Origin of the sequence: Mycoplasma leachii PG50, from assembly GCF_000183365.1 — a bacterium.
GTDB lineage: Bacteria > Bacillota_I > Bacilli_A > Mycoplasmatales > Mycoplasmataceae > Mycoplasma > Mycoplasma leachii.
Window position 1 is genome coordinate 868036 of the sequence record NC_014751.1, and the last position, 21626, is coordinate 889661.

Consider the following 21626-nt stretch of genomic DNA (forward strand, 5'->3'; position numbering starts at 1 on the left):
AACTTAACTCCCTTTTAAAGTTATTTTAACCAATTTATTAACAATTCTATTTTAGTTTATTTATTTTTATTAAAAGTGTATAGATCTATTTTTCATACTTTATTACATATTTACTTACTTATATTTGTTTTTTTTAGTATTATTTTATTCAATATCAACAACAGTTAAACTTAAAGGTTTACCACCATATAATTCATCAAATTTTGCTTTATCAGATTTAAGATTATCTTTATATGTTATTATAGAGGTTTCAATGTATTTATCAAAATCAAAACTTTTACTTTCTGTTGTATTTTTAGCTAGTTCAGGATATATATAAATATAATTATAAACATCTACAGTTTTAGTGCCTTTATCAATATTAACTTTAAAAATAATATTATTTGAACTTAAAAGGTGTACTACTATTTTATTATCTGAATCTTCTTGGATTGTATATTGTGAAAACTCATTTGATTTCAATTTTCTAAAAGCACCAAATTCTAAACTATTTTTTTGTGTTTGATCACCTGTGATATTATTTTGAATATGATCATTTTCATTGTATATAGCATATATAAATCTATCAATATTAAATAATGTTCATAATCAATTTTTGGAAAATAAATCATGTATTACTTGTTTGTGATATTTTCATGCATATGGTTCTTTTTGTGGGTCAAAATCTGCATCATGGCGATAACTAGAAAATATGTTATTTACATAAAATAATGCTTCTTTTGCTGTATTAAAATAATTATTTTCATCTAATTTTCTTTGTTCTTCAATATATTTTTGTTTTGCGTTAGCATCATTTTTTGTAGGATAAATAGTATTTAAAATATAATCTATATATTCAAATTTTGTGAAAGTATCTCATCGAGATCGAGATTTTTCTTTTTTTAAAACAATTTGATTATTTGATATTTGAGTTGTTTGTTTAATTTTTAAATATGGTGATAAAATTGCAAGAAAAGAGACTAAAATTATTAAAAATATTATTAAAGAAAATGTATATTTTTTATTTTTCATTTTCCTTTTCTCCTTTAAAAGTTAAAATAGAATCTCACGCTAATCCATATTCACCAACTATATCTCTTTCAAATTTTTTATAACCTTCTTCATTGTGGTGATACAAAGCAACATGAATGGTATCAGAAATGGTTTGGACACTAATTCTTTCTGTATTAGAATCTGGAAAGAAAATTATCTTATCAAATTTTAATTCATAATTTTGTTTGTTTTCTTTTAACTTAGAAACAACAAATCTAAAGATGATTTTAGATTGTCTTATATATAAAAAGTTATTATCACTATGTTTTGATTCTTCACCGATTTGAAAATGATTAAAATACTTACTTTTTATTGAAAAATTTGTTTCATTTGGTGTTTTATTTCTAACTTTATTTAAAAAATCTGCTGTGTGTTCGGCGTCTGATTTTGCATCTTGTTCAAAATATCAATATTTATGAAAATTCAAATTAAATTTTTCAATATTTGAGAGTGCAAACAGTCAATTTTTATTAAAAAAATTTATTAAATTAGAATAATCTTCAGTAGACTTACTATGTAAATACTTTTCACTTAATGTTTTAGCTTCTTTTAATAATTCTTTCTCTTTTTTTTGAGATTCTACAAAAATTAGTTCTTCATTTTTATTATTACCAAATACTAAATTTTTTATATTGTTTATTATAGATTTGGTTTTTTCTGCTTTAGAATTATAATCAACTCCTGAAACTTCAAAACCGGTAGGTATTTTTAAAAGCAATTCATTTGGATTGCCCTTCATACTATAAAACAAAGCTACTGGAAAAATGATAATTTGAATGGCTGTTAAGAATAGTGAAAATCCAATGATAATTTTTTTTCTCTTTTTATCCATATATGTATCTCATACTAAATCTAAATATATCTAATTCGTGTTTAGTATTTTCCTTTCTTTGTAGCGCTTCTTTATTAATTTCATTTATTGATTGCATTAAAATGTCATTGTATTGGTGAGTTTCTTGAAATTTCATAAATGATTCATCATTATCTTTATATCTTTTATCTAAATATTGTTGTATGGAAAATTTAAAATCAGAACCATTTTCAATATCATAATCCTCAGGATCAAAATTTTCTTTTTCAATTTTTATTTTTCTGTTCAATTCATCAACTCTTTTTTTATGAATCATTTTTTCTAAGTTTTCCAATTGTTGCTTTAGCTGTTTTATATTATTTGAATTTTTTAAAATTAATAGATCGGGTAATATTTTAAGATAAACTTTATTATTAAACTCATATTTTCAAATTTTAAGTACCTTATAATTGTCAAACACTAGGTATCATGCTTGCTTTTTTTTATAAATACTTTTTTCTTCAAATTTTACATATGAATAATCTAATTTATCGCTTATTGTTTGGGTTTTTAATTCTTTAAGATCTTTGTCAGTTATATCTTTTATATCAAATGTTATTAATTCTATTGGTGCTTTATTTTTAATTTTTTGAACTGATGATTTGAAAAGTTCTTTTGTTTTATTAAAAAGAAATTCATCATTATATGTAATACCATTTATTTTTATGTCATCAATTTTTTTATAATAATCACCATAAGGGTTAAATGTATATTGGAATTTATCAATATTATTAATTACTCAATATCAATCATTTGAAAGTGTATTTTCAATAACGCTTTTTGCAGTTAAATTAATCCCTTCATATTGAGAATTATGTCTTACATTTATGGAATTAAATATAGGATAAAAAGTTAATGCAAATCTTAATTCATCATATTTGCTATATGGCTTATTTTCTTGCTGGTCTATATAAAGATCATAGGATTTATCTTTTTTTGTATATACCTCTAACATCTTTTTTATTGATTTGTTAGTGTATAATTTAAATTCACTATCTTCTTGTTTAATTTGATTTATATTATTATTCTTTACTACACAACTTGTAACTGGTATAGCTAACATAAATAACGACAAGCTAGTTATTAATAACTTTTTCATAAAATAGTTCCTCTAAATTTTTGTTTTTAATTCCTGAATAAAGAATATTTCCGTGATGAATTAAAGTAACTGAATTAACATATTTATCAATTTCAGATAATATGTGCGAACTAATTAAAATAGTTATATTTTTTTCTTTATTAATTTTTTGTAAAAAGTTAAATAGCTCAAATCTAGCGGTTGGATCTAAATTAGCTGCTGGTTCATCTAAAATTAATACTTTTGGATCATGAAGTAAGGCTTGAATTAATAAAATTTTTTTCTTTTGACCAGATGAGAAGTTATAAGGTTTTTCATTCATTAAATTTAAAATATTAAACATCTTTAAAAAATCATAAATTTTTTGTTTAGCTTCTTTTTTTGAAATATTAGATAGAATTGCTAAATTATATAAATATTCAAATGATGTTAATTCTTTTGGAAATAGTGCAATTTCAGGAACATAACCAACAAAAGATTTAGCTTCTGCTTTTTTAATATTAATGTTATTAATTAATATATGACCTTTGTATTCAGTATGAGCACCAATAATGGTTTTAATAGTTGTTGTTTTACCAGCACCGTTTTCACCAATAAAAGCATGAAAATCACCATCAAATAAATTCATTGATATATTAAAAACACCACGATTTGTTTTGCTATATATTTTAGTTAAATTTATTATTTCTAAAATTTTTTTCATACTTATTTATATTCCTTTCTTAGATAAATCTTAAATACTATTCCAAACAAACCAATAATTATTAATATTCATACAAAAACTAAAATGTTATTATTTACAACCCTTTTTGATCTAACTATTGAGAATAACTCATCATTAGATTGAAATAAAAAGTTATCTTTACTTTTTCTTAGTTTAAATCTTTTTTTAACATTGTATTCTTTTTTGTTTGTAACACTATTAATTGAATTTCTATCTTTAACAAATATAGTTGGTTCATACTTTTCATATCCACCTATTTTGTAATTAAATTCATTTATTTTTATATTTACTTGGAAATTACCAAATCCTTTATTTTCAGGATTTTTAATAAGTGAATCAAATAAAACTGTATCTTGGTAATTAAAGTAAATATAATTTAATAAACTAACAACAAGATAAATTTTTCTTTCAATTTCAGTTTGTAAAATTTGTTCTTTAATTGCTCTTGGATTAAAAATAGTTACATTATGATTGTTGTATGTATTAATATCACTTTGTTTATTGTTTACATATTTTGAAATACTTTCAATTATTTTATGATGATTTTCAATTAAATCATTTTTTAAGTTTTTATTAATTGAATTGTTAACAAATTTTTTAGCAATTTCATTAAATTTTTTATCCTTTAATGCTTGATGAACAAATTCTCATTTTATTCTTCCAGCTAAACTATTATCATTTGAAAATTGTTGTTCATCTTCTGGAAAGTCTGTTTTATTAGTATCTGCACCCTCACGAGCATAAATAATATCTCTATTAACACTATCTGTCTTAATTACTGAGTTAGCTTTTAGTAATCCTGGAACAATATATTTTTGTTTTTCTTTATTTTCATCAATAACTAAATATTTTTTTTGTTTTGCTTTTTTTTCTAGTTTATATTTATATGAGATATCATCTAGGTTGTTGTAATAAACATAATCTGACAAGTTAGATGCATTATTGTTAATAGGACTAAAAATATTCTTATTTCTAATATTAAAAATATTAACTAATTGATATGGCACTGAAATTAATGAATAAATTTGTCAGCTACTTGATGAATTATTAGAATATTTGACGACTGATGTTAAATATTCTTCTTGTTCATCACCAAAACCTTTATATTCTGGTCCATTAGAAATTAATAATAGTTCATCTTTATTATTATTTAAATAAAATGGCTCAACATTTAATTCATTTCCAGAATGATGGTATGGGAATTTTCTATTAATATAAGAACTAGCAATATTAACATTACTTGATACATTAGCTGAAATTATAGATCCAGTTAATATTAAAGGTACAAAAAGAATTAATGGAACTGTCATTGATATTTTTTGATTTAATTTATTAGATAATAAAGCAACTAATAATCCAACCATTAAATAAGTTACTAATGAAACAAACATTAATAATAGTGAATATAAGATCAAATCTTTAAATGAGTGAATTGCATATAAAGAAATTAATCCGCAAATAAATAACACAAAAGATCATAATAATCCAAAGAAAGTTAAACTAGCTAGTTTTCCTAAAACAATATTTTTTCTTGAAATAGGTTTTGATAAAGTAATAATCTCAATTCCTTCGTTTTCTAAATCTTTAAAAATATTTAAAGATTTAATAGAACTAAATACAACAGTTGTTAAAATTAGAGCGATTGTATATAAAAAACCTGATAATTCTAAATATTTATCACTAACAACAAATTTAAAAACTAAACCTATAATAAATGAAATTACAGTTATAACTCCTGGCATAAAAATAGAACTTTTCTTTTTAAAAGTAATATTGAATGCAAAAAAAGCATATCTTAATAGTGTGTTGTTCATAAAAATCCTTCCAATTTATTTAAATTAAAAAAGCTAAATAATTAATTTATTTATCTTATTTATAAAAATTATAAATAAATGAAAATAAAAATATATAATTTTTCGTTTTTTAACTAAAATTTCAGTTTATTTATTAAGAAGTTTAATTTTTAATTAACTTCTTTAATTTAAAACACTAAAAAATAAAAAATCATTGAAATTTTTTTATCAAATATTTTAAAATTTTTCTCTAATATTAGAATTATTCAAAATAATTATTCTTAATTCAAAATATTAAAATATAAAATTCTATTTGTTAAAATTTTAGTAATTTACAATACTGGAGGCATTATGAGGATAACCATTTTTGGTACAACTGGAGCCGGAAAAACTACATTACTTAAAAATCTAAAAAAGCTATTAAATGAATCTTATGTTTATGTTGCAGAAACAAGTTTAGAATGTCCTTATTATGAACAAGCATATAATGATAACAGTCCTAATCTTCAAGACTTAAATTATAAATTAGATTTATGAATGTTGGCTGATAGAATGAGGTCTTTTAAAAATTATGCAAATAATGATTATGTAATTTATGATAGAAGTGTATTAGATTCTATGGTATTTGCTCAAACAGATCATTCATATGGGCGTTTAAACGATGTTGATTATGAAGTTTTTAAAGATTATTTTATGACTTGTGTATTACCTAATTTATTTGATAAAGATTTTCATAACAAAAACTTTGATATTGCTATTTATTTAAGAGTTAGTCCTAAAAAAGCAATTGAACGCGTTGTTAAGCGTGGACGTGTTCCTGAATTTTCTACTAATAAAGAATTTTGATATAACTTAGCAAGTTCATATGATTTATGATATGAAGCATATAAAGAGATTGTTCCATTTTGAGTTATTGATGCTAATAATGATGATCCAATCCAATGTGCTAAACAAATTGCTGAAAAGATCAATCAATTTGATAAACAAAAAAATAATTAGAGTTTTAATCGTTACTTTATGTCTTTTATTATTAAACTCAATCATATGTCCAGCACTATCTCCACCAGCAAATCTTACAACAGCATCTGCTTTTTGGCTAAAATAATCTGTAATCTTTCCTTTACCTTCATCTCCTCATTGATTTCCTACAATAACTAATGACTTATAGTTGTTTTTCATAACTTCTCCTTAAGAACATTTTTAAAATATCTAATAAATTATTAGAGTCTTAAAAAATTCGTTATATTATTATTTAGCTTTTATTCCAATAAAATTTGTAAAAAATTAAAATTTTTAAATCATTAATCATTCTAACTAATTAAAAAGATTTAACTAAATAAAAAAGTACACTTCATCTATTTAAAGAGTGTACTACGAAAATATTATTAACAATGTGTATGTAAATAAAATTTTAGACATATTTTATATATGATAAATTAACAAATACTAATTAAAAACTATATTAATTTAAATTAAAAATTTTTTTACTATTTTGAGTTGTAATTCTAATTACTTCTTTAACATCGATATTTTTTAATTCAGCTATTTTTAAAGCAGTTAAGTAAATGTATTTAGGATGGTTCACTTGTCCTCTGTAAGGATCAGGAGTTAAGTAAGGAGCATCTGTTTCTAATAACATTTTTTCAAGCGGAATAATTTTAACTGCTTTTTGAAGATCTTTAGCATTTTTAAAAGTAACAGCCCCACCAATGTTAATATAGCAATCTAAATCTAAAAACTTTTGAGCATAAACATCATTAGCTGAAAAACAATGTATGACTTTTGTGACTTGATTTATATCTTTTATAATTTCTATAACATCATCATAAGCTTGAAATTGATCTTTTTGATCTCTAATATGCATTTGTAAAACTTTATTATATTTAATTGCTAAATCAATATGTTTTTTAAAAAACTCTTTTTGTTTTTTAATATCTTCTTTTGAATAAAAATAATCTAAACCAGTTTCACCAATGCAAACTACTTTTTTATTTGTAATTAGTTGTTCTAATTCATCAAATACTGAATCGTTAAAATTTTGTACTTCATTTGGATGAATAGCAATACTTGCAAAAACATTTTCAAATTGTTCAGAAAACTCAATAGCTTTTTTTGAAGAAGTTAAATCAAAACTAGAACATAACCAAGCAGTAACATATTCTTTTTGTGCTTCTTTAATTAGTTGTTCTATATTAGCATCTTTGTATTTTAAATCATCATTAAAATGTATGTGATTATCAAATATTTTATTGTTATCAATCATATTAACTACCTCCTAACTATATTCTTATTAAATAATTTTAAAATAATTTCTTGTAGTTTAATTTTCAAATATAAAAGATAAAGGCAATTTTAATATTTATACATTTTAATAACTTAATAAAATAAAAAAATAGTCTATCGACTATTTTTATTTTTTCAAATGGAGGCAACAATCGGATTCGAACCGATGATCAGGGTGTTGCAGACCCACGCCTTAGCCGCTTGGCCATGTTGCCATAAATAATACTTATTTAATTATATTAAAAAAAACTATATATTAATAGTTTTTATTATTATAAAGGTGTATTTATTACAACTTATACTACTCATATTCACTTAATACTAAGATTTGTTTTTTAATTTTACTGCATTTTATTTGACACTATATATATATATATATATATAATCTGTCTTATCAAAAGATAAACAACCAATTGTAAAGGACATTATATGAAAAAATTATTAACATTACTAGGTTCAATATCAGTAGTTGCTAGTGGGGGAGCTGTTGCGGTTGCATGTGGTAACGCGTCAACTAATGATAAAATAGATAGAGCAGAAGGTGAACAGGCTGATCAAGCTCAAAAAGATGGAAAAGCACCTAACTCAGGTGGACAAGCCGATCAAGCTCAAGGAGATAAAGCAAAAGCTAACATAAAAGATGAAGAATCAAGTAAACTTGGTGGTTCAAATGGAGAACAAAACGGTAAACAATTAAGCAAGACTACATCTCATAATTTAACTCAAGAAGAAATTCGAGATAATTTAATAAAAGAAGAAAAGAAAAATAAAGAATTACGAGAAAAAAGAAAAGAAAAATTGGAAAATTTCAAGAAAACAAATGAATATAAGTATTATAAATAAAGAATAATTCTTTTTTTTGAAAAATAAGATATTTTCTAACTTTTTACTTTTAAGGATTTAAAAACATAAAAGTATTGTTTTATAGAATTTAAACTAGAACAAAATATTTAGAAAAATAATTGTGCTTGTTTGAATATTTTGTCCTAGTTTAGCTAGTATAAATGGGGGTTTTAAATTTAATATTAAAAATTTTTATTTAAACTTGGACAAAATTATTGGACTCGATATTCAAGTTTGTTTTCTATATAAGAACCTCACAATTGCTGAGGTTTTTTTCATTTAAATTCTTTTAAAAATCCTTCTTTATTAATTTTTATGTTAAATAATATTAGATTATTTGTCTTTTACAAAGTATATTAATTTTTTCTCAAAAACCTATGGCAGTGTCAAGAAGTATTCAATTTCTCTATTATCTAAAGAATCATCAATTCTTGACATTGATATAGTTCCATTTTTTGATTGAATGAACTGTGTGTATTCTTTTGATGAGTATAAAATTCTATGATCTGAGTGAATAATGAAATTATTTGGAAACTCTGTTTTCTTTAGATGTGTCATTACAAGATTAGTATCATTATATTTTGAAATATTGTAACTTACAATTTTCTTGGTTTTATGATGAATAATAGCTGACATAAAAATATGGTTATCAGGCACATCAATTAGGGCTGGAATATATGTTATATCTGCTGCATAAATATCATTATTAATTCCGTTATAGTCTCTGATAGCAATGTTATTATATTTTGCTTTTGTATTCTTGTACTCTTGTACTCTTTGCTCTTAATTCGGACATGACAAAATAACCCTAATTTATTCATAATTCTGCCTAAAGTTCTAGGATTTATCGTGATTTCCTCGTTTTTTGAGATGTAAAAGGATAGTCTTTCTCTTCCATATCTACCTTTTCTTAATTATTTCTTCATATTTATGTTGTTTTTGTACATCTTTTTGATTATGTTTTTTTTAAATTGATAATAAAAAGTAGATTTAGGAATTTGTAGAATTTTCAATAATTCCTTTAAAGACAATTTCTTAGATGAATTATATTGGACTTTATTTACAATTAGATCCAATAATTTTGCTTATTTTGTTTTGACAATTTTTCATTAAATAGATAAGAAATAATCATCTCTAAAACTTCTTTTTTAAAATGTTTTAAAGTGTCATTTGAGCTTTCTTCATATATCTTGACTCTTTTTAGATCTACCTGAACCCTTACCTTTTTTAGGTGCTGTACCTGTTTTTGATTCTTCTAATTTCATACCTAAATTATATAGTCTGTGCTTTTTTCTGAGTAGTCTGATCATATGACAAGAAATATAATCAACATTTTTTAACTTCTTCATTTTTCAAATAAAAGTACTTTTTGAAATTAAATCATTTAGAAAAGTATAATATAAATTTATTAATTCTATTCATTCATTAACTTTTAGTTGTCTAGCCATAATAAAATAACCCTTCTACATAAAAAAATATTTGAACAAACATAATTATTTGTCCAAATATTTTGTCCTATTTTAATAGAAATAAAACCATTTTCTTTTTTGAATTGTCTCATCTTCATTCTCATTTGTAATTTCTCAGTTTTATTTCTCTTTCTCTTTTATTTAAATTATCTAGAATCTGTTCTTGAGTTAAATTATAAGATGCAGTCTTGCTTAATTGTTTACCGTTTTGTTCTCCATTTGAACCACCAGGTTTACTTGATTCTTCATCTTTTGTGTTATCTTTTGCTTTATCTCCTTGAGCTTGATCGGCTTGTCCACCTGAGTTAGGTGCTTTTCCATCTTTTTGAGCTTGATCAGCCTGTTCACCTTCTGCTCTATCTATTTTATCATTAGTTGGTGCGTTACCACATGCAACCGCAACAGCTCCCCCACTAGCAACTACTGATATTGAACCTAGTAATGTTAATAATTTTTTCATATAATGTCCTTTACAATTGGTTGTTTATCTTTTTATAAGACACATTATATATATATATATATAATGTCAAGTGTATTCTAGTTGAGGCCTGCTTAAAGCATTATAATAAATTACTATTAAGTAAATATATATGATAGGGACTGCTAATAAAAAATCTCTAGGATTTATAAAAACATAATCACTAGAGACTTTAATATATTTCTATTTATTTTCTTCTATTTCAAATTTAAATTCTAGAGTTCCAACAAAGGTTTTAGATCTTACTGAACCAGCACCAATTCCATTTGTCGAATCAGCTTTTAATTCTTGTAAATCAGATTCATTAACTTTTAATTTGCTAGCTAACTGCTTTTTAATATCTCCTTTAAATAAATGAGATGTTTCAAAAGTTGAAGATATGGGAAATATGTTTATGCGAACTAAAGAGTTTAATCAAGACATTTCAAATTGAAAAACTTCAAGCTTAAATAACATAGAAGCACTATTTTTAGAAGCTGAAAAATTTAACCAAGATATTTCAAAATGAGACGTTAAAAACGTGAAAGTGTATTCTGCTTATCATAACAAGGAAAAAAAATGAACAAATAAGGAATACTGACCTAAAGTTGGACAACTAGCAACTAAAAACAAAAAATAATTCTTTAAATTATTTATAGTTTCTATTAAAGATAAATAAAAATTCTAACTCTTATTTAACTTATTAGCTAATGTTGAGTTAGGATTTTTTATTAATTATTTGTATCTTCACTATCTTCTTTTTTCTTTTTGTTTTTAAGTTTTAAAAAGAATGATTTTAATTTTGAAGGATGTTTAATTTCAATTTCATCTTCTTCATATAAGCTAGGATCAATTTCATATTTTTGACCTTGCATAATAGCCATTACTGCTTTTTGATGTTCTAGTGTAGCTTTTACAATTTTTTGTCTATCTATTTTAGGGTTAACAAAAATTAAAACAATAGCTAAAAGCAAAGTTAAAATAGTAACAATTAATGAGCTAATAACTAAAGCACTTCCTAATTGAAATTTTAAGGCATGATCTTTTAAAACTAATTCAAAAAATTTATTAATATCAATATCAACTTTACTTGTCATTCCGCTTAAAAATAATTTTCAAGCTTCTTTAAATTTTTCAAGTGAAGTAAATTCATATAAATTAACTGTTAGACCAATAAAAAACATAATAAAGAAAATAACAGGAAATAAAGGAATACGATATTTTTCTCTAGGACTAGAAAAAGTTTTTTTAGTATAATTACAAATTAAAATAGTTGGAATCATATAAATTAAAATAGGTAGTCCAAACGCTCTTTTAAACATTAAAACTATTTGAGAAATACCTATTGGTCAAGCTTTTAAAAGTTCTTTGTCACCAACTTTTATAAGATCAGATCAATTTTTATTTGACTCTATTATATTTGCATAATTACTACTACTAATATCAATTGTTGTATATGATAAAAATAATAAACTTGAAACTAATAAAATTGTTGAAATTACTGCTAAAACACATAAAGCAATTTTTAAATAAGGCATAAATTTAGGTTTACCTTTATAAGGATAAAATCTTGGATCTTGACTTGGTAAAACTGGTAAGTCTGCATTATTTAAATTAGAAAACATATTAGAATTAAAAGAATTTAAAAAATCAGTTTGTTGACTAGTTTGAGCTTGTTTGTTTTCAACTTGTTGTTGAGTTTGTGTTTCAGTTACAACAGTTGTTGTTTTTGAAGAATTCTCACTAATTTTTTGTTCTTTTGATTGTTCTTGTTTTGATAATCTTGCTTCAATTCTACTAATTACTTGATCAGTTAAAATAGCATTTTGATTAATGATTTCTTCACTAATTTGTTCATTTTCACTAACTAATTTACTTTTAACAACTTTAAATTCTTTAACTATATATGAAACTAATTGTTTATAATTATTTTCAATTTGTTCTATAGTAATCTCATCATTTACTTCAAAACGTTGTTTAGTAGTTGGTTTTGTAATTAAAATAAAAGCCTTTGCAAAAGTTTTAGCAAATACTTTATCATCTAAGCTTTGATTATGATTAGTTTCTAAAGTTAAAATATCATTAATTAAATTTAAATACTTTAACTTAAACTCTTCATTTTTTAAAATAAAATATTTAAGTTTATTTGTTTTTAAAATATTTAAACTTAAATTAAGCAATTTTAAATACAATTCTTTCATTTTTATCCTTTCATGTTTTTTATAAGCATATATTCAACAAGTGTTTTTTTATTAATATTTCAATTAATAATTCCTTTATAAATTTTATAAACTATCTTAATTTTATCATTTAATGTGTTAATATCATAAGAATTATTAACAGCTAATTTTACTCTATAAATATGAGATTTTAAAATAGTTGAAATTTGCTCTTCACTTTTAAATTGTTTTTTTAAAATAACTACATCTCTATAAAAACTTAAATTAATATCAATTAAACTTATAAGACCAATAATATCATCATTTAATAAAATATAATCATGATAAAATTTAATAAATTTATCAATATTATTATTAATAAAAGCATCAACTAATTTGAAAATATCTTCATTATGATACTTATTTAAATTAGTCTTAATAATATCTATATTAAGTTCAGATTTTAAATTAGCTAATTTATTAATTTCATTAGTAATTATTTGTAGATCATTTGGTAATAAATTATATATTTGACTAGCTAAATTTATATCAATAATTTTATTTTTAGACTTTAAATAGTTGATTATATATTTAATAGTTTGTTTTTCATCTCATAATGATAAGTATTTAACATTAAAACTAGATTCAATGTACTTTGCTATTTTTAGTTTTTTAGAAAATTTATTAGAATTCAAAACAAAAATGATTATGTTATTAGGATTAAAGTTTTTTAACATTATTTCTAACTTATTTAAACTATAGTTTTTATTAAAATTAGTTTTTATTTCAGTTACAAAATAAGCATCACTAATTACAATAATTGATTTAGAACTAAAAAAATTTAAATTAGTAACATTATCATAAATAGTATTAAAATCATCTTCAATTAAAGAAAAACTTAAAACATCATATTGATCTTTTTGTTGTAACTCTTTAATAGTTTTTTTAATTTGATTATTTAATAAAAATATATCTTCAGAATAAAAAAAGTACATTAAAATCACTTCTATCTATAGTTATATTTTAAACTATTAAAAACATTAATTTTACTTAATATTAATTGTTTAGTTTAATAAAATTTTTTAATTCTTAATTTAGTTAAGATACTCTTATTTTTATAATCTTTTAAAAATATAAGTTTAATATTTAATCAAAATGATATAGCTAAAATAAAAAGTAAGTATAGTGATAAAATAAAAAAGTAGATGATATTAAAAACCAGAAGAAAATTCTGGGTTTTTGTTATGGGAGAAAGTAATGTTTATAGCAAATAATAAGTACAAACTAGTAACTAAATATAAACCTTCAGGTGATCAAAATCAAGCTATAGAAAAATTAAATAAAGCAATTATAGAAAACAAAAAACACCAAGTGTTATTAGGAGCAACAGGTACTGGAAAAACTTTTACAATAGCAAATATTATTGCAAAACATAATAAACAAGCTTTAGTAATTGCACATAATAAAACTTTAGCAATGCAGCTTTATTATGAATTAAAAGAAATGTTTCCAGAAAATAGAGTTGAATATTTTGTTTCAAACTTTGATTTTTTCCAACCAGAAGCTTATATTCCTTCAAAAGATTTATATATTGATAAAGATTCTAGACAAAATATGGAATTAGATATGATGCGTTTAAGTGCTTGTAATGCTTTATTAACAAGAAATGATACTATAGTAGTAGCTAGTGTTGCTGCTTTATTTGCTTTACAAAATCCTTTAGAGTATTCTTCAGCTTTTATTGAATTAAAAGTTGGTCAAAAAATTAAAAGAAATGAATTATTAACTTGACTAGTAAGATCTGGATATACTAGAAATGATATTGAAAATCAATTAGGAAGCTTTTCAGCAAAAGGTGATGTTGTTAAAATTGTTCCTGGTTGAGTAAATAATATTATGTTTAGAATTTCATTATTTGATGATGAAATAGAAAGTATTAATACTTTAAATACAATTACAAATTCTATTTTAGACAATATTACAACTGTTACTATTCATCCTGCTCAATCATATATAACTCCACAAGATAAATTAAAAACAATTTGTAATAATATTAGAAATGAATTAGTTCAAAGATTAGCTGAATTACAATCAGAAAACAAACTTTTAGAAGCTCAAAGACTAGAACAAAGAACTAAATATGATCTTGAGTCACTTGAAGAATTTGGCTTTTGTAGTGGAATTGAAAATTATTCTTCGCATTTAGATTTTAGATCTAAGGGTCAAAGACCATATGTTTTATTAGATTATTTTAATAATGATTTTATAACTATAGTTGATGAATCTCATATCACACTTCCTCAAATTAGAGGAATGTATAATACTGATAGATCAAGAAAACTAACTCTAGTTGAATATGGTTTTAGACTACCATCAGCTCTAGATAACAGACCTTTAAATTTTGATGAATTTAATAGTTTAATTAAACAAGTAATTTATACTTCAGCAACACCTGGAGATTATGAACTAGATTTAGTTAATCATCAAGTAGTTCAACAAATTATTCGTCCAACTGGATTATTAGATCCACAAATTGAAATAAGAAAAACAACCAATCAAATTGATGATATTATTAATGAAATTCATTTAAGAAAATTACAAAATGAGCGTGTATTTATTACTACTTTAACTATTAGAATGAGTGAAGATTTAACTGCTTTTTTACAAGAAAAAAACATTAAAGTTGCTTATTTACACTCAGAATTAAAAACTCTAGAACGTAGTGAAATTTTAAATGATCTAAGAAAAGGGGTTTATGATGTTGTTGTTGGAGTTAACTTATTAAGAGAAGGATTAGATCTACCTGAAGTGAGTTTAGTATGTATTTTAGATGCAGATAAACAAGGTTTTTTAAGAAATTACCGTTCTTTAATTCAAACTATTGGTCGTGTTGCTAGAAATGTTAATGGTAAAGCTATTATGTATGCTGATACTATTAGTCAGGCAATGGATGAAGCAATTAAAGAAACTAATAGAAGAAGAAAAATCCAAGAAGAATTTAATAAAAAACACAATATTGTTCCAAAAACTATTTCAAAAGCTATTAGTGAATCTATTTTAAGTGAACAAACTAAAAAAGCATTAGCTAAAGCTAAAAAAATTAAAGATAAAAAACAAAAACTTCAAACTATCCAACAAACTATTGATAATTTGCGCCAAGAAATGTTACAAGCAGCAAAAGAGCTTGATTTTGAAAGAGCGGCAATTTTAAGAGATACAATTATTGAATTAGAAAATGAAAAAAATACAAATTAGGAGAAAACATGTCAACAGATAAAATTATTATAAAAGGTGCTAGAGAGCATAATTTAAAAAATATTGATTTAGAACTTCCTAAAAATAAATTAATTGTTTTTACAGGTTTAAGTGGTTCTGGAAAATCTTCATTAGCTTTTTCAACAATTTATCAAGAAGGAAGAAGAAGATATATTGAATCACTTTCTGCTTATGCTAGACAATTTTTAGGTGGTAATGAAAAACCTGATGTTGATTCTATTGAAGGTTTATCTCCTGCAATTTCTATTGATCAAAAAACCACAAGTCACAATCCTAGATCAACTGTTGGGACTGTTACTGAAATTTATGATTATTTACGTTTATTATATGCAAGAATTGGTCAACCTTATTGTATTAATAATCATGGTCAAATTAAAGCAGTAAGTATTAAAGAAATTGTTGAAAATATTAAACAATCAACTAGTGATGGTGAACAAATTCATATTTTATCTCCAGTAATTAGAGATAAAAAAGGAACTCATATTGATATTTTAGAAAAACTAAGAAATGATGGGTTTATTAGAGTTATTGTTGATGATCAATTAAGAATGCTAGATGATCAAATTAATTTAGAAAAAAATCAAAGACATAATATAGATATAGTTGTTGATAGAATTATTTATCATAATGATGATGAAATTAATTCAAGAATATTTACAGCTGTTGAAATGGGATTAAAATATTCAAATAACTTAATTAAAATTGCATTTCCAAATTCTAATAAACAAGAAAAATTATTTTCAACTTCTTTTTCATGTAAGGTTTGTGATTTTGTAGTTCCAGAACTTGAGCCTAGATTATTTTCATTTAATGCTCCACTTGGTGCTTGTGGATTATGTAATGGATTAGGTGTTAGTTTAGAACCAGATATAAATTTAATTCTTCCTGATTTAAAATTATCAATTAATCAAGGTGGAGTTGTTTATTATAAAAATTTTATGCATACAAAGAATATAGAATGACAAAAATTTAGAATTTTGTGTGATTATTACTATATTGATCTAAACACTCCTTTAAAAGATTTGACTCAAAAACAAAGAGATATAATTTTATGAGGAAGTGATCGAGAAATTGATATTAAAATTGTTACTGAAAATAATAATAAATATGAAAAATATGATTTTATTGAAGGTAATGCTGCTTTAATCAAAAGAAGATATTTTGAATCTAAATCAGAAGAAGCTAGAAAGTGATATGCAAAATTTATGTCTTCTAAAATATGCAAACAATGTAAAGGAAGTAGATTAAACGATATTGCTTTATCTGTAAAAATTAATGAAAAATCTATATTTGACTATACTAATATGAGTATTTCTGAACAATTAGATTTTTTATTAAACATTGATTTAACTCCAACTCAAGCTATGATTGCAAAATTAGTTTTAGATGAAATTATTTCAAGAACTAACTTTTTAAATGAAGTTGGGTTAGGGTATTTAAATCTATCAAGAACAGCTACAACTTTAAGTGGTGGAGAATCTCAAAGAATTAGATTAGCTAAACAAATTGGATCTCAATTAACTGGAATTTTATACGTTTTAGATGAACCATCAATTGGATTACATCAAAAAGATAATGATAAATTAATTAAAACTTTAAAACATTTAAGAGATCTAGGAAATACTTTAATTGTTGTTGAGCATGATGAAGATACAATGAAAAGTAGTGATTGAATTGTTGATATTGGCCCTAGAGCTGGAGAGTATGGTGGAGAAATTACTTTTAGTGGAACATATCAAGATATTTTAAAATCAGATACTATTACTGGTAGATATTTATCAAGAAAAGAAGGTATAGTAGTTCCTAAAACTAGACGTGGTGGTAATGGTAAAAAAATTGAAATTATTGGAGCTAGTGAAAACAATTTAAAAAATATTAATGTAACTATTCCTTTAAATAAATTTATAACTATTACAGGTGTTAGTGGATCTGGAAAATCAACTTTACTAGAAGATATTGTTTATAAGGGAATTCATAATAATTTATCAAAAGAGTATTTACCAATTGGAAAGGTTAAAGAAATTAAAGGTATAGAAAATATCAATAAAGCTATTTATATTTCTCAAGAACCAATCGGAAAAACTCCTAGATCAAACCCAGCAACTTATACTTCAGTTTTTGATGATATTAGAGATTTATTTACTAATCTTCCAGAAGCAAAAATTAGAGGTTATAAAAAAGGTAGATTTTCATTTAATGTTCATGGTGGTAGATGTGAACATTGTCAAGGTGATGGAGTAATTACAATTTCTATGCAATTTATGCCAAGTGTTGAAGTGGTTTGCGAAATTTGTGATGGTAAAAGATATAATGATGAAACTTTAACAGTTAAATATAAAAACAAATCAATTGCTGATGTTTTAAATATGAGTGTTAGTGAAGCTTATGTCTTTTTTGAAAATATTCCTCAAATTAAACAAAAGCTAGAAACTATTTTAGAAGTTGGTTTAGGTTATATTAAACTAGGACAAAATGCTACAACTTTAAGTGGTGGAGAATCTCAAAGAATTAAATTATCTACTTACTTATTAAAAAAACAAACTGGCAATACTATGTTTTTATTAGATGAACCAACAACTGGTTTGCATGTTGATGATGTTAAAAGATTAATTGGTGTTTTAAATAAATTAGTTGATTTAGGAAATACAGTTTTATGTATTGAACATAATCTAGATTTTATTAAAGTTTCAGATCATATTATTGATCTTGGTCCTGATGGTGGAGAGTATGGTGGTCAAGTTATAGTAACTGGAACTCCAGAACAAGTAATTCATCATCAAACTTCTTATACAGCTAAATATTTAAAGGATTATATAATTAATGATTAGTGTTGATCAAGAATTATTTCCAATCATTCAAAGATTAAATAAAGAAGTTGTTTTTGATAAAGTCTTAGATGAATTAAATCATCCAGAAAAGTTTTTAAAAGTTATTAATGTAGTTGGAACTAATGGTAAAGGATCTACTTCATTTTATTTATCAAAAGGTTTATTAAAAAAATATCAAAAAGTAGGTTTATTTATTTCTCCAGCTTTTTTATATCAAAATGAAAGAATTCAAATTAATAACATACCAATTAGTGATAATGATTTAAAAAGTTATTTACATAAAATTGATTATTTAATTAAAAAATATCAATTATATTTTTTTGAAATTTGAACTTTAATTATGATTTTATATTTTAAAGATCAAAAAGTTGATATTGTTGTTTGTGAAGCTGGAATTGGTGGAATAAGAGATACTACTAGTTTTTTAACTAACCAATTATTTAGTTTATGCACTTCTATTTCATATGATCATATGGATGTTTTAGGAAATAGTATTGATCAAATTATTTATAATAAAATTAATATTGCAAAACCAAATACTAAACTATTTATAAGTCATGATAATTTAAAATATAAAAAGATAATTGATAAGCAAATAATTAATAAAAATGTTGAACTAATTTATACAGATTTATATGAAGATAAAATTATTTATCAAAAAGCAAATAAAGGATTAGTTAAAAAAGTATTAGAAGAACTAGATATTTTTGATCTAGATATTTTTGAACTTGAACCGCCTTTAGGTAGATTTACAACATTACAAACTTTTCCAAATCAAATTATTATTGATGGAGCTCATAATGTTGATGGAATAAAAAAATTAATCCAATCAGTTAAATCATTAAATAAAGAATTTATAGTTTTATATGCAAGTATTACTACAAAAGAATATCTAAAATCTTTAGAACTATTAGATAAGAACTTTAAAGAGGTTTATATTTGTGAATTTGACTATCTTAAATCTTGATCTATTAAACATATAAATTACAAAAATAAAATAAAAGATTGAAAAATTTTTTTAAAAAATAATTCAAAAAATATAATTATATGTGGAAGTTTATACTTTATACCACTTGTGTATACTTTTTTAAAAAATAATTAAATATTAATATAAAAAGAAGGTGTTAAAATGGAATTTAACAGTCTTTCAGTTTATTGAATAACTACTGCTATATTTGGTCTTTTACTAATTAGCATGTGAGTTTTAGGGTTATGAATAGAAGGTTTTAAATTAAAAACTTTTACAATTAAAAATATTACTATAATAGGTACTTTAGTAGCATTAAGTGTTATTTTATCATATGTAGTTAATAGAAACTTTTTACAAATTTTAGGTACAAGAATTACTTTAGGTTATTTTGTTAACTTTTTAATTGGGATGGTTTTTGGACCACTTGCTGGAATTTTAGCAGGAATTGCAACAGATCTAATTGGAACTATGATTGTTGGTGCTGCTCAATGACATATTGGATTTGTTTTTGCAAAATCAATGTTAGGATTTTTAGGTTCAATAGTCTTTGTTTTTAAAAATAATAAACATTGAGTATGACTAATGGTTTGATCATATGCAATAGGATTATTTTTAGTAATCTTTGTAGTCCATCCAATTAGTTTTGCAACAGTTGGAGGACCTAGTTTGGCTATTGCTTATAGTCTAACTAAATTTATAGTTTATCCAATAGAATTAGTATTATATCCACTATTAACTTATACTTCTATTAGAGTAATTTATATTCTAGTAAAAAAAGATTTAAACTCAAAAAATAAACAATGAATTTTAAGAAATGATGCTGTAATATTCTAATACAAAAAGTGCTTATTAGCGCTTTTTTTATGTTTAAAAATTAATATAGTAAAATTATAGTAGCGCTCAAAGGAGTTGTATGGAAAAATTCACCATAAAAGATCTTACTGATAATTTAAAATTTGAAATTATTTCAGGACAAGATAAACTAGATACAGAAATTAAAAGTTATGGAATTAATAGAGCTGGTTTAGAATTAGCTGACTATTTTAAACCTTTTAAAGACCAAAGCGAATGACGAGCAACTTTAATGTCTACTAAAGAAAGTGGATATATGTTGCAATTTGATGAAGAAACTAAAATTAAAAAATATACTCAATTAATGAAATGTGGAATTCCTGTTTTAATAATTACTAATAAATTTAAAGATAAAACTTTAATTAAAGTTGCAAAAAGACTAAATTTTCCTTTATTAAGAAGCGATTATCCAATTACAATACAATTAGTTCAAAAGGTTCAAGATATTTATGATATTTATTTTTCACCAACTGCTGAAGAACATGCTGCTTTAATGAATATATTTGGAACTGGGGTTTTAATTAAAGGTAAATCTGGAATAGGAAAATCAGAATTATGTTTAGATTTAATTAAACATAATCATTTATTTATTGGTGATGACCGCATCATTCTAACTAATAAGTCAAATAAAATTATTGGAAGAGTACATCCAATTTTAAAAAACTTAATTGAAATTAGAGGAATTGGAATTTTTGATATTGTTAAATCAAATGGGTATCAAGTAATTATGAATGAAAGTCCTGTTGAATTAGTTGTTGAACTAGTTGAATATAAAGAACAAAACATTGATAATAGTGACAGATTAGGAAATGATTGAAGTAAATTTAAAATTCTTGGTGTTGAAATAGAGCATATTCAAATTCCAGTTAGTGCTGGAAGAAGTTTAGTTAATATTATTGAATCAGCTGTTGCTCAATTTAAAATTAATAAATCAAAACAATTTGAAAATGTTTTTGATGTAATTCATAAAAGAACAAAAGAATTTTTAAGTTCTAAAAAATAGAAAGAATAA

General features: G+C 23.2%; 20 protein-coding genes, 1 tRNA gene and 1 pseudogene. 8 read left to right on the forward strand and 14 right to left on the reverse strand.

Going from position 1 to position 21626, the window contains the following annotated elements:
• Positions 1-144 precede the first annotated feature (144 nt).
• Genes MSB_RS03875 through MSB_RS03895 form a run of 5 tightly spaced genes read right to left on the reverse strand, consistent with a single transcriptional unit; the run spans position 145 to position 5498 of the window.
• Positions 145-1011, reverse strand: a complete 867-nt coding sequence (locus MSB_RS03875; protein WP_013448032.1) for an aromatic motif membrane protein — start codon at positions 1009-1011, stop codon at positions 145-147.
• On the reverse strand, positions 1001-1864 hold the full coding sequence (locus MSB_RS03880) for an aromatic motif membrane protein (RefSeq protein ID WP_013448033.1): 864 nt from the start codon (positions 1862-1864) through the stop codon (positions 1001-1003). The genes MSB_RS03875 and MSB_RS03880 overlap by 11 nt, the downstream gene beginning before the upstream one ends.
• The gene (locus MSB_RS03885; protein ID WP_013448034.1) at positions 1857-2981 is read right to left on the reverse strand and encodes an aromatic motif membrane protein; all 1125 of its coding nucleotides are present in this window, start codon (positions 2979-2981) and stop codon (positions 1857-1859) included. Before MSB_RS03885 ends, MSB_RS03880 begins: the two co-directional genes overlap by 8 nt.
• Positions 2959-3663, reverse strand: coding sequence for an ABC transporter ATP-binding protein (locus tag MSB_RS03890; protein WP_013448035.1), 705 nt, complete (start codon positions 3661-3663; stop codon positions 2959-2961). Before MSB_RS03890 ends, MSB_RS03885 begins: the two co-directional genes overlap by 23 nt.
• Positions 3664-3665: 2 nt before the next feature.
• Positions 3666-5498 (reverse strand): ABC transporter permease, encoded by a 1833-nt coding sequence (locus tag MSB_RS03895; RefSeq protein ID WP_013448036.1) that lies wholly within the window; start codon positions 5496-5498, stop codon positions 3666-3668.
• A gap of 330 nt (positions 5499-5828) precedes the next feature.
• Between MSB_RS03895 and MSB_RS03900 the strand changes: the two genes are divergently transcribed.
• The gene (locus tag MSB_RS03900; RefSeq protein WP_013448037.1) at positions 5829-6476 is read left to right on the forward strand and encodes a deoxynucleoside kinase; all 648 of its coding nucleotides are present in this window, start codon (positions 5829-5831) and stop codon (positions 6474-6476) included.
• 6 nt (positions 6477-6482) lie between these two features.
• On the opposite strand, the pseudogene MSB_RS04630 reads toward MSB_RS03900, so the two are convergent.
• The 3 genes and pseudogenes from MSB_RS04630 to MSB_RS03910 all read right to left on the reverse strand — a co-directional run.
• Positions 6483-6656: pseudogene (locus tag MSB_RS04630) on the reverse strand (adenylosuccinate synthetase); the annotation flags it as partial.
• Between the two features lie 283 nt (positions 6657-6939).
• The gene (locus MSB_RS03905) at positions 6940-7740 is read right to left on the reverse strand and encodes a TatD family hydrolase (RefSeq protein WP_013448038.1); all 801 of its coding nucleotides are present in this window, start codon (positions 7738-7740) and stop codon (positions 6940-6942) included.
• A gap of 160 nt (positions 7741-7900) precedes the next feature.
• Positions 7901-7975, reverse strand: a tRNA-Cys gene (locus tag MSB_RS03910).
• A 214-nt stretch (positions 7976-8189) separates the two neighbouring features.
• On the opposite strand from MSB_RS03910, the gene MSB_RS03915 reads away from it, so the two are divergent.
• On the forward strand, positions 8190-8603 hold the full coding sequence (locus MSB_RS03915) for a lipoprotein (protein ID WP_013448039.1): 414 nt from the start codon (positions 8190-8192) through the stop codon (positions 8601-8603).
• A 375-nt stretch (positions 8604-8978) separates the two neighbouring features.
• Here the strand turns inward: MSB_RS03915 and MSB_RS04815 are convergent, their stop codons facing one another.
• The 4 genes from MSB_RS04815 to MSB_RS05290 form a co-directional block, all read right to left on the reverse strand.
• Complete coding sequence (locus MSB_RS04815; RefSeq protein ID WP_129619799.1) at positions 8979-9239, reverse strand: hypothetical protein; 261 nt, start codon at positions 9237-9239, stop codon at positions 8979-8981.
• A 512-nt stretch (positions 9240-9751) separates the two neighbouring features.
• Positions 9752-10051 (reverse strand): hypothetical protein, encoded by a 300-nt coding sequence (locus tag MSB_RS04820; RefSeq protein WP_049765571.1) that lies wholly within the window; start codon positions 10049-10051, stop codon positions 9752-9754.
• A gap of 67 nt (positions 10052-10118) precedes the next feature.
• Positions 10119-10532 carry a lipoprotein gene (locus tag MSB_RS03925; protein ID WP_013448041.1) on the reverse strand — a complete coding sequence of 138 codons (414 nt, stop codon included), beginning with the start codon at positions 10530-10532 and terminating at the stop codon, positions 10119-10121.
• 201 nt (positions 10533-10733) lie between these two features.
• Positions 10734-11006: a hypothetical protein gene (locus MSB_RS05290; RefSeq protein WP_041362274.1), complete on the reverse strand. Its 273-nt coding sequence runs from the start codon at positions 11004-11006 to the stop codon at positions 10734-10736.
• Between MSB_RS05290 and MSB_RS05095 the strand changes: the two genes are divergently transcribed.
• The gene (locus tag MSB_RS05095; RefSeq protein ID WP_231833541.1) at positions 10945-11169 is read left to right on the forward strand and encodes a DUF285 domain-containing protein; all 225 of its coding nucleotides are present in this window, start codon (positions 10945-10947) and stop codon (positions 11167-11169) included. The two genes, MSB_RS05290 and MSB_RS05095, sit on opposite strands and share 62 nt — an antisense overlap.
• A gap of 91 nt (positions 11170-11260) precedes the next feature.
• Here MSB_RS05095 and MSB_RS03935 read toward each other — a convergent pair whose 3' ends face one another.
• Together MSB_RS03935 and holA are read right to left on the reverse strand one after the other, a co-directional pair.
• On the reverse strand, positions 11261-12730 hold the full coding sequence (locus MSB_RS03935) for a hypothetical protein (protein ID WP_013448043.1): 1470 nt from the start codon (positions 12728-12730) through the stop codon (positions 11261-11263).
• A gap of 2 nt (positions 12731-12732) precedes the next feature.
• A complete protein-coding gene (holA, locus tag MSB_RS03940) occupies positions 12733-13683 on the reverse strand; it encodes a DNA polymerase III subunit delta (RefSeq protein WP_013448044.1) in 951 nt (316 codons plus the stop codon).
• A gap of 262 nt (positions 13684-13945) precedes the next feature.
• Here holA and uvrB point away from each other — a divergent pair, with 262 nt between their 5' ends.
• The 5 genes from uvrB to hprK all read left to right on the forward strand — a co-directional run bounded on the left by uvrB (position 13946) and on the right by hprK (position 21617).
• Entirely contained in the window at positions 13946-15943 is a 1998-nt protein-coding gene (uvrB, locus tag MSB_RS03945; protein WP_013448045.1) for an excinuclease ABC subunit UvrB, read from the forward strand.
• A gap of 8 nt (positions 15944-15951) precedes the next feature.
• Complete coding sequence (gene uvrA / locus MSB_RS03950; protein WP_013448046.1) at positions 15952-18792, forward strand: excinuclease ABC subunit UvrA; 2841 nt, start codon at positions 15952-15954, stop codon at positions 18790-18792.
• Complete coding sequence (locus MSB_RS03955; RefSeq protein ID WP_013448047.1) at positions 18785-19894, forward strand: Mur ligase family protein; 1110 nt, start codon at positions 18785-18787, stop codon at positions 19892-19894. Before uvrA ends, MSB_RS03955 begins: the two co-directional genes overlap by 8 nt.
• A gap of 27 nt (positions 19895-19921) precedes the next feature.
• Positions 19922-20596, forward strand: coding sequence for a folate family ECF transporter S component (locus MSB_RS03960; protein WP_013448048.1), 675 nt, complete (start codon positions 19922-19924; stop codon positions 20594-20596).
• Positions 20597-20675: 79 nt separating this feature from the next.
• Complete coding sequence (hprK, locus tag MSB_RS03965) at positions 20676-21617, forward strand: HPr(Ser) kinase/phosphatase (protein ID WP_013448049.1); 942 nt, start codon at positions 20676-20678, stop codon at positions 21615-21617.
• Positions 21618-21626: the final 9 nt, after the last annotated feature.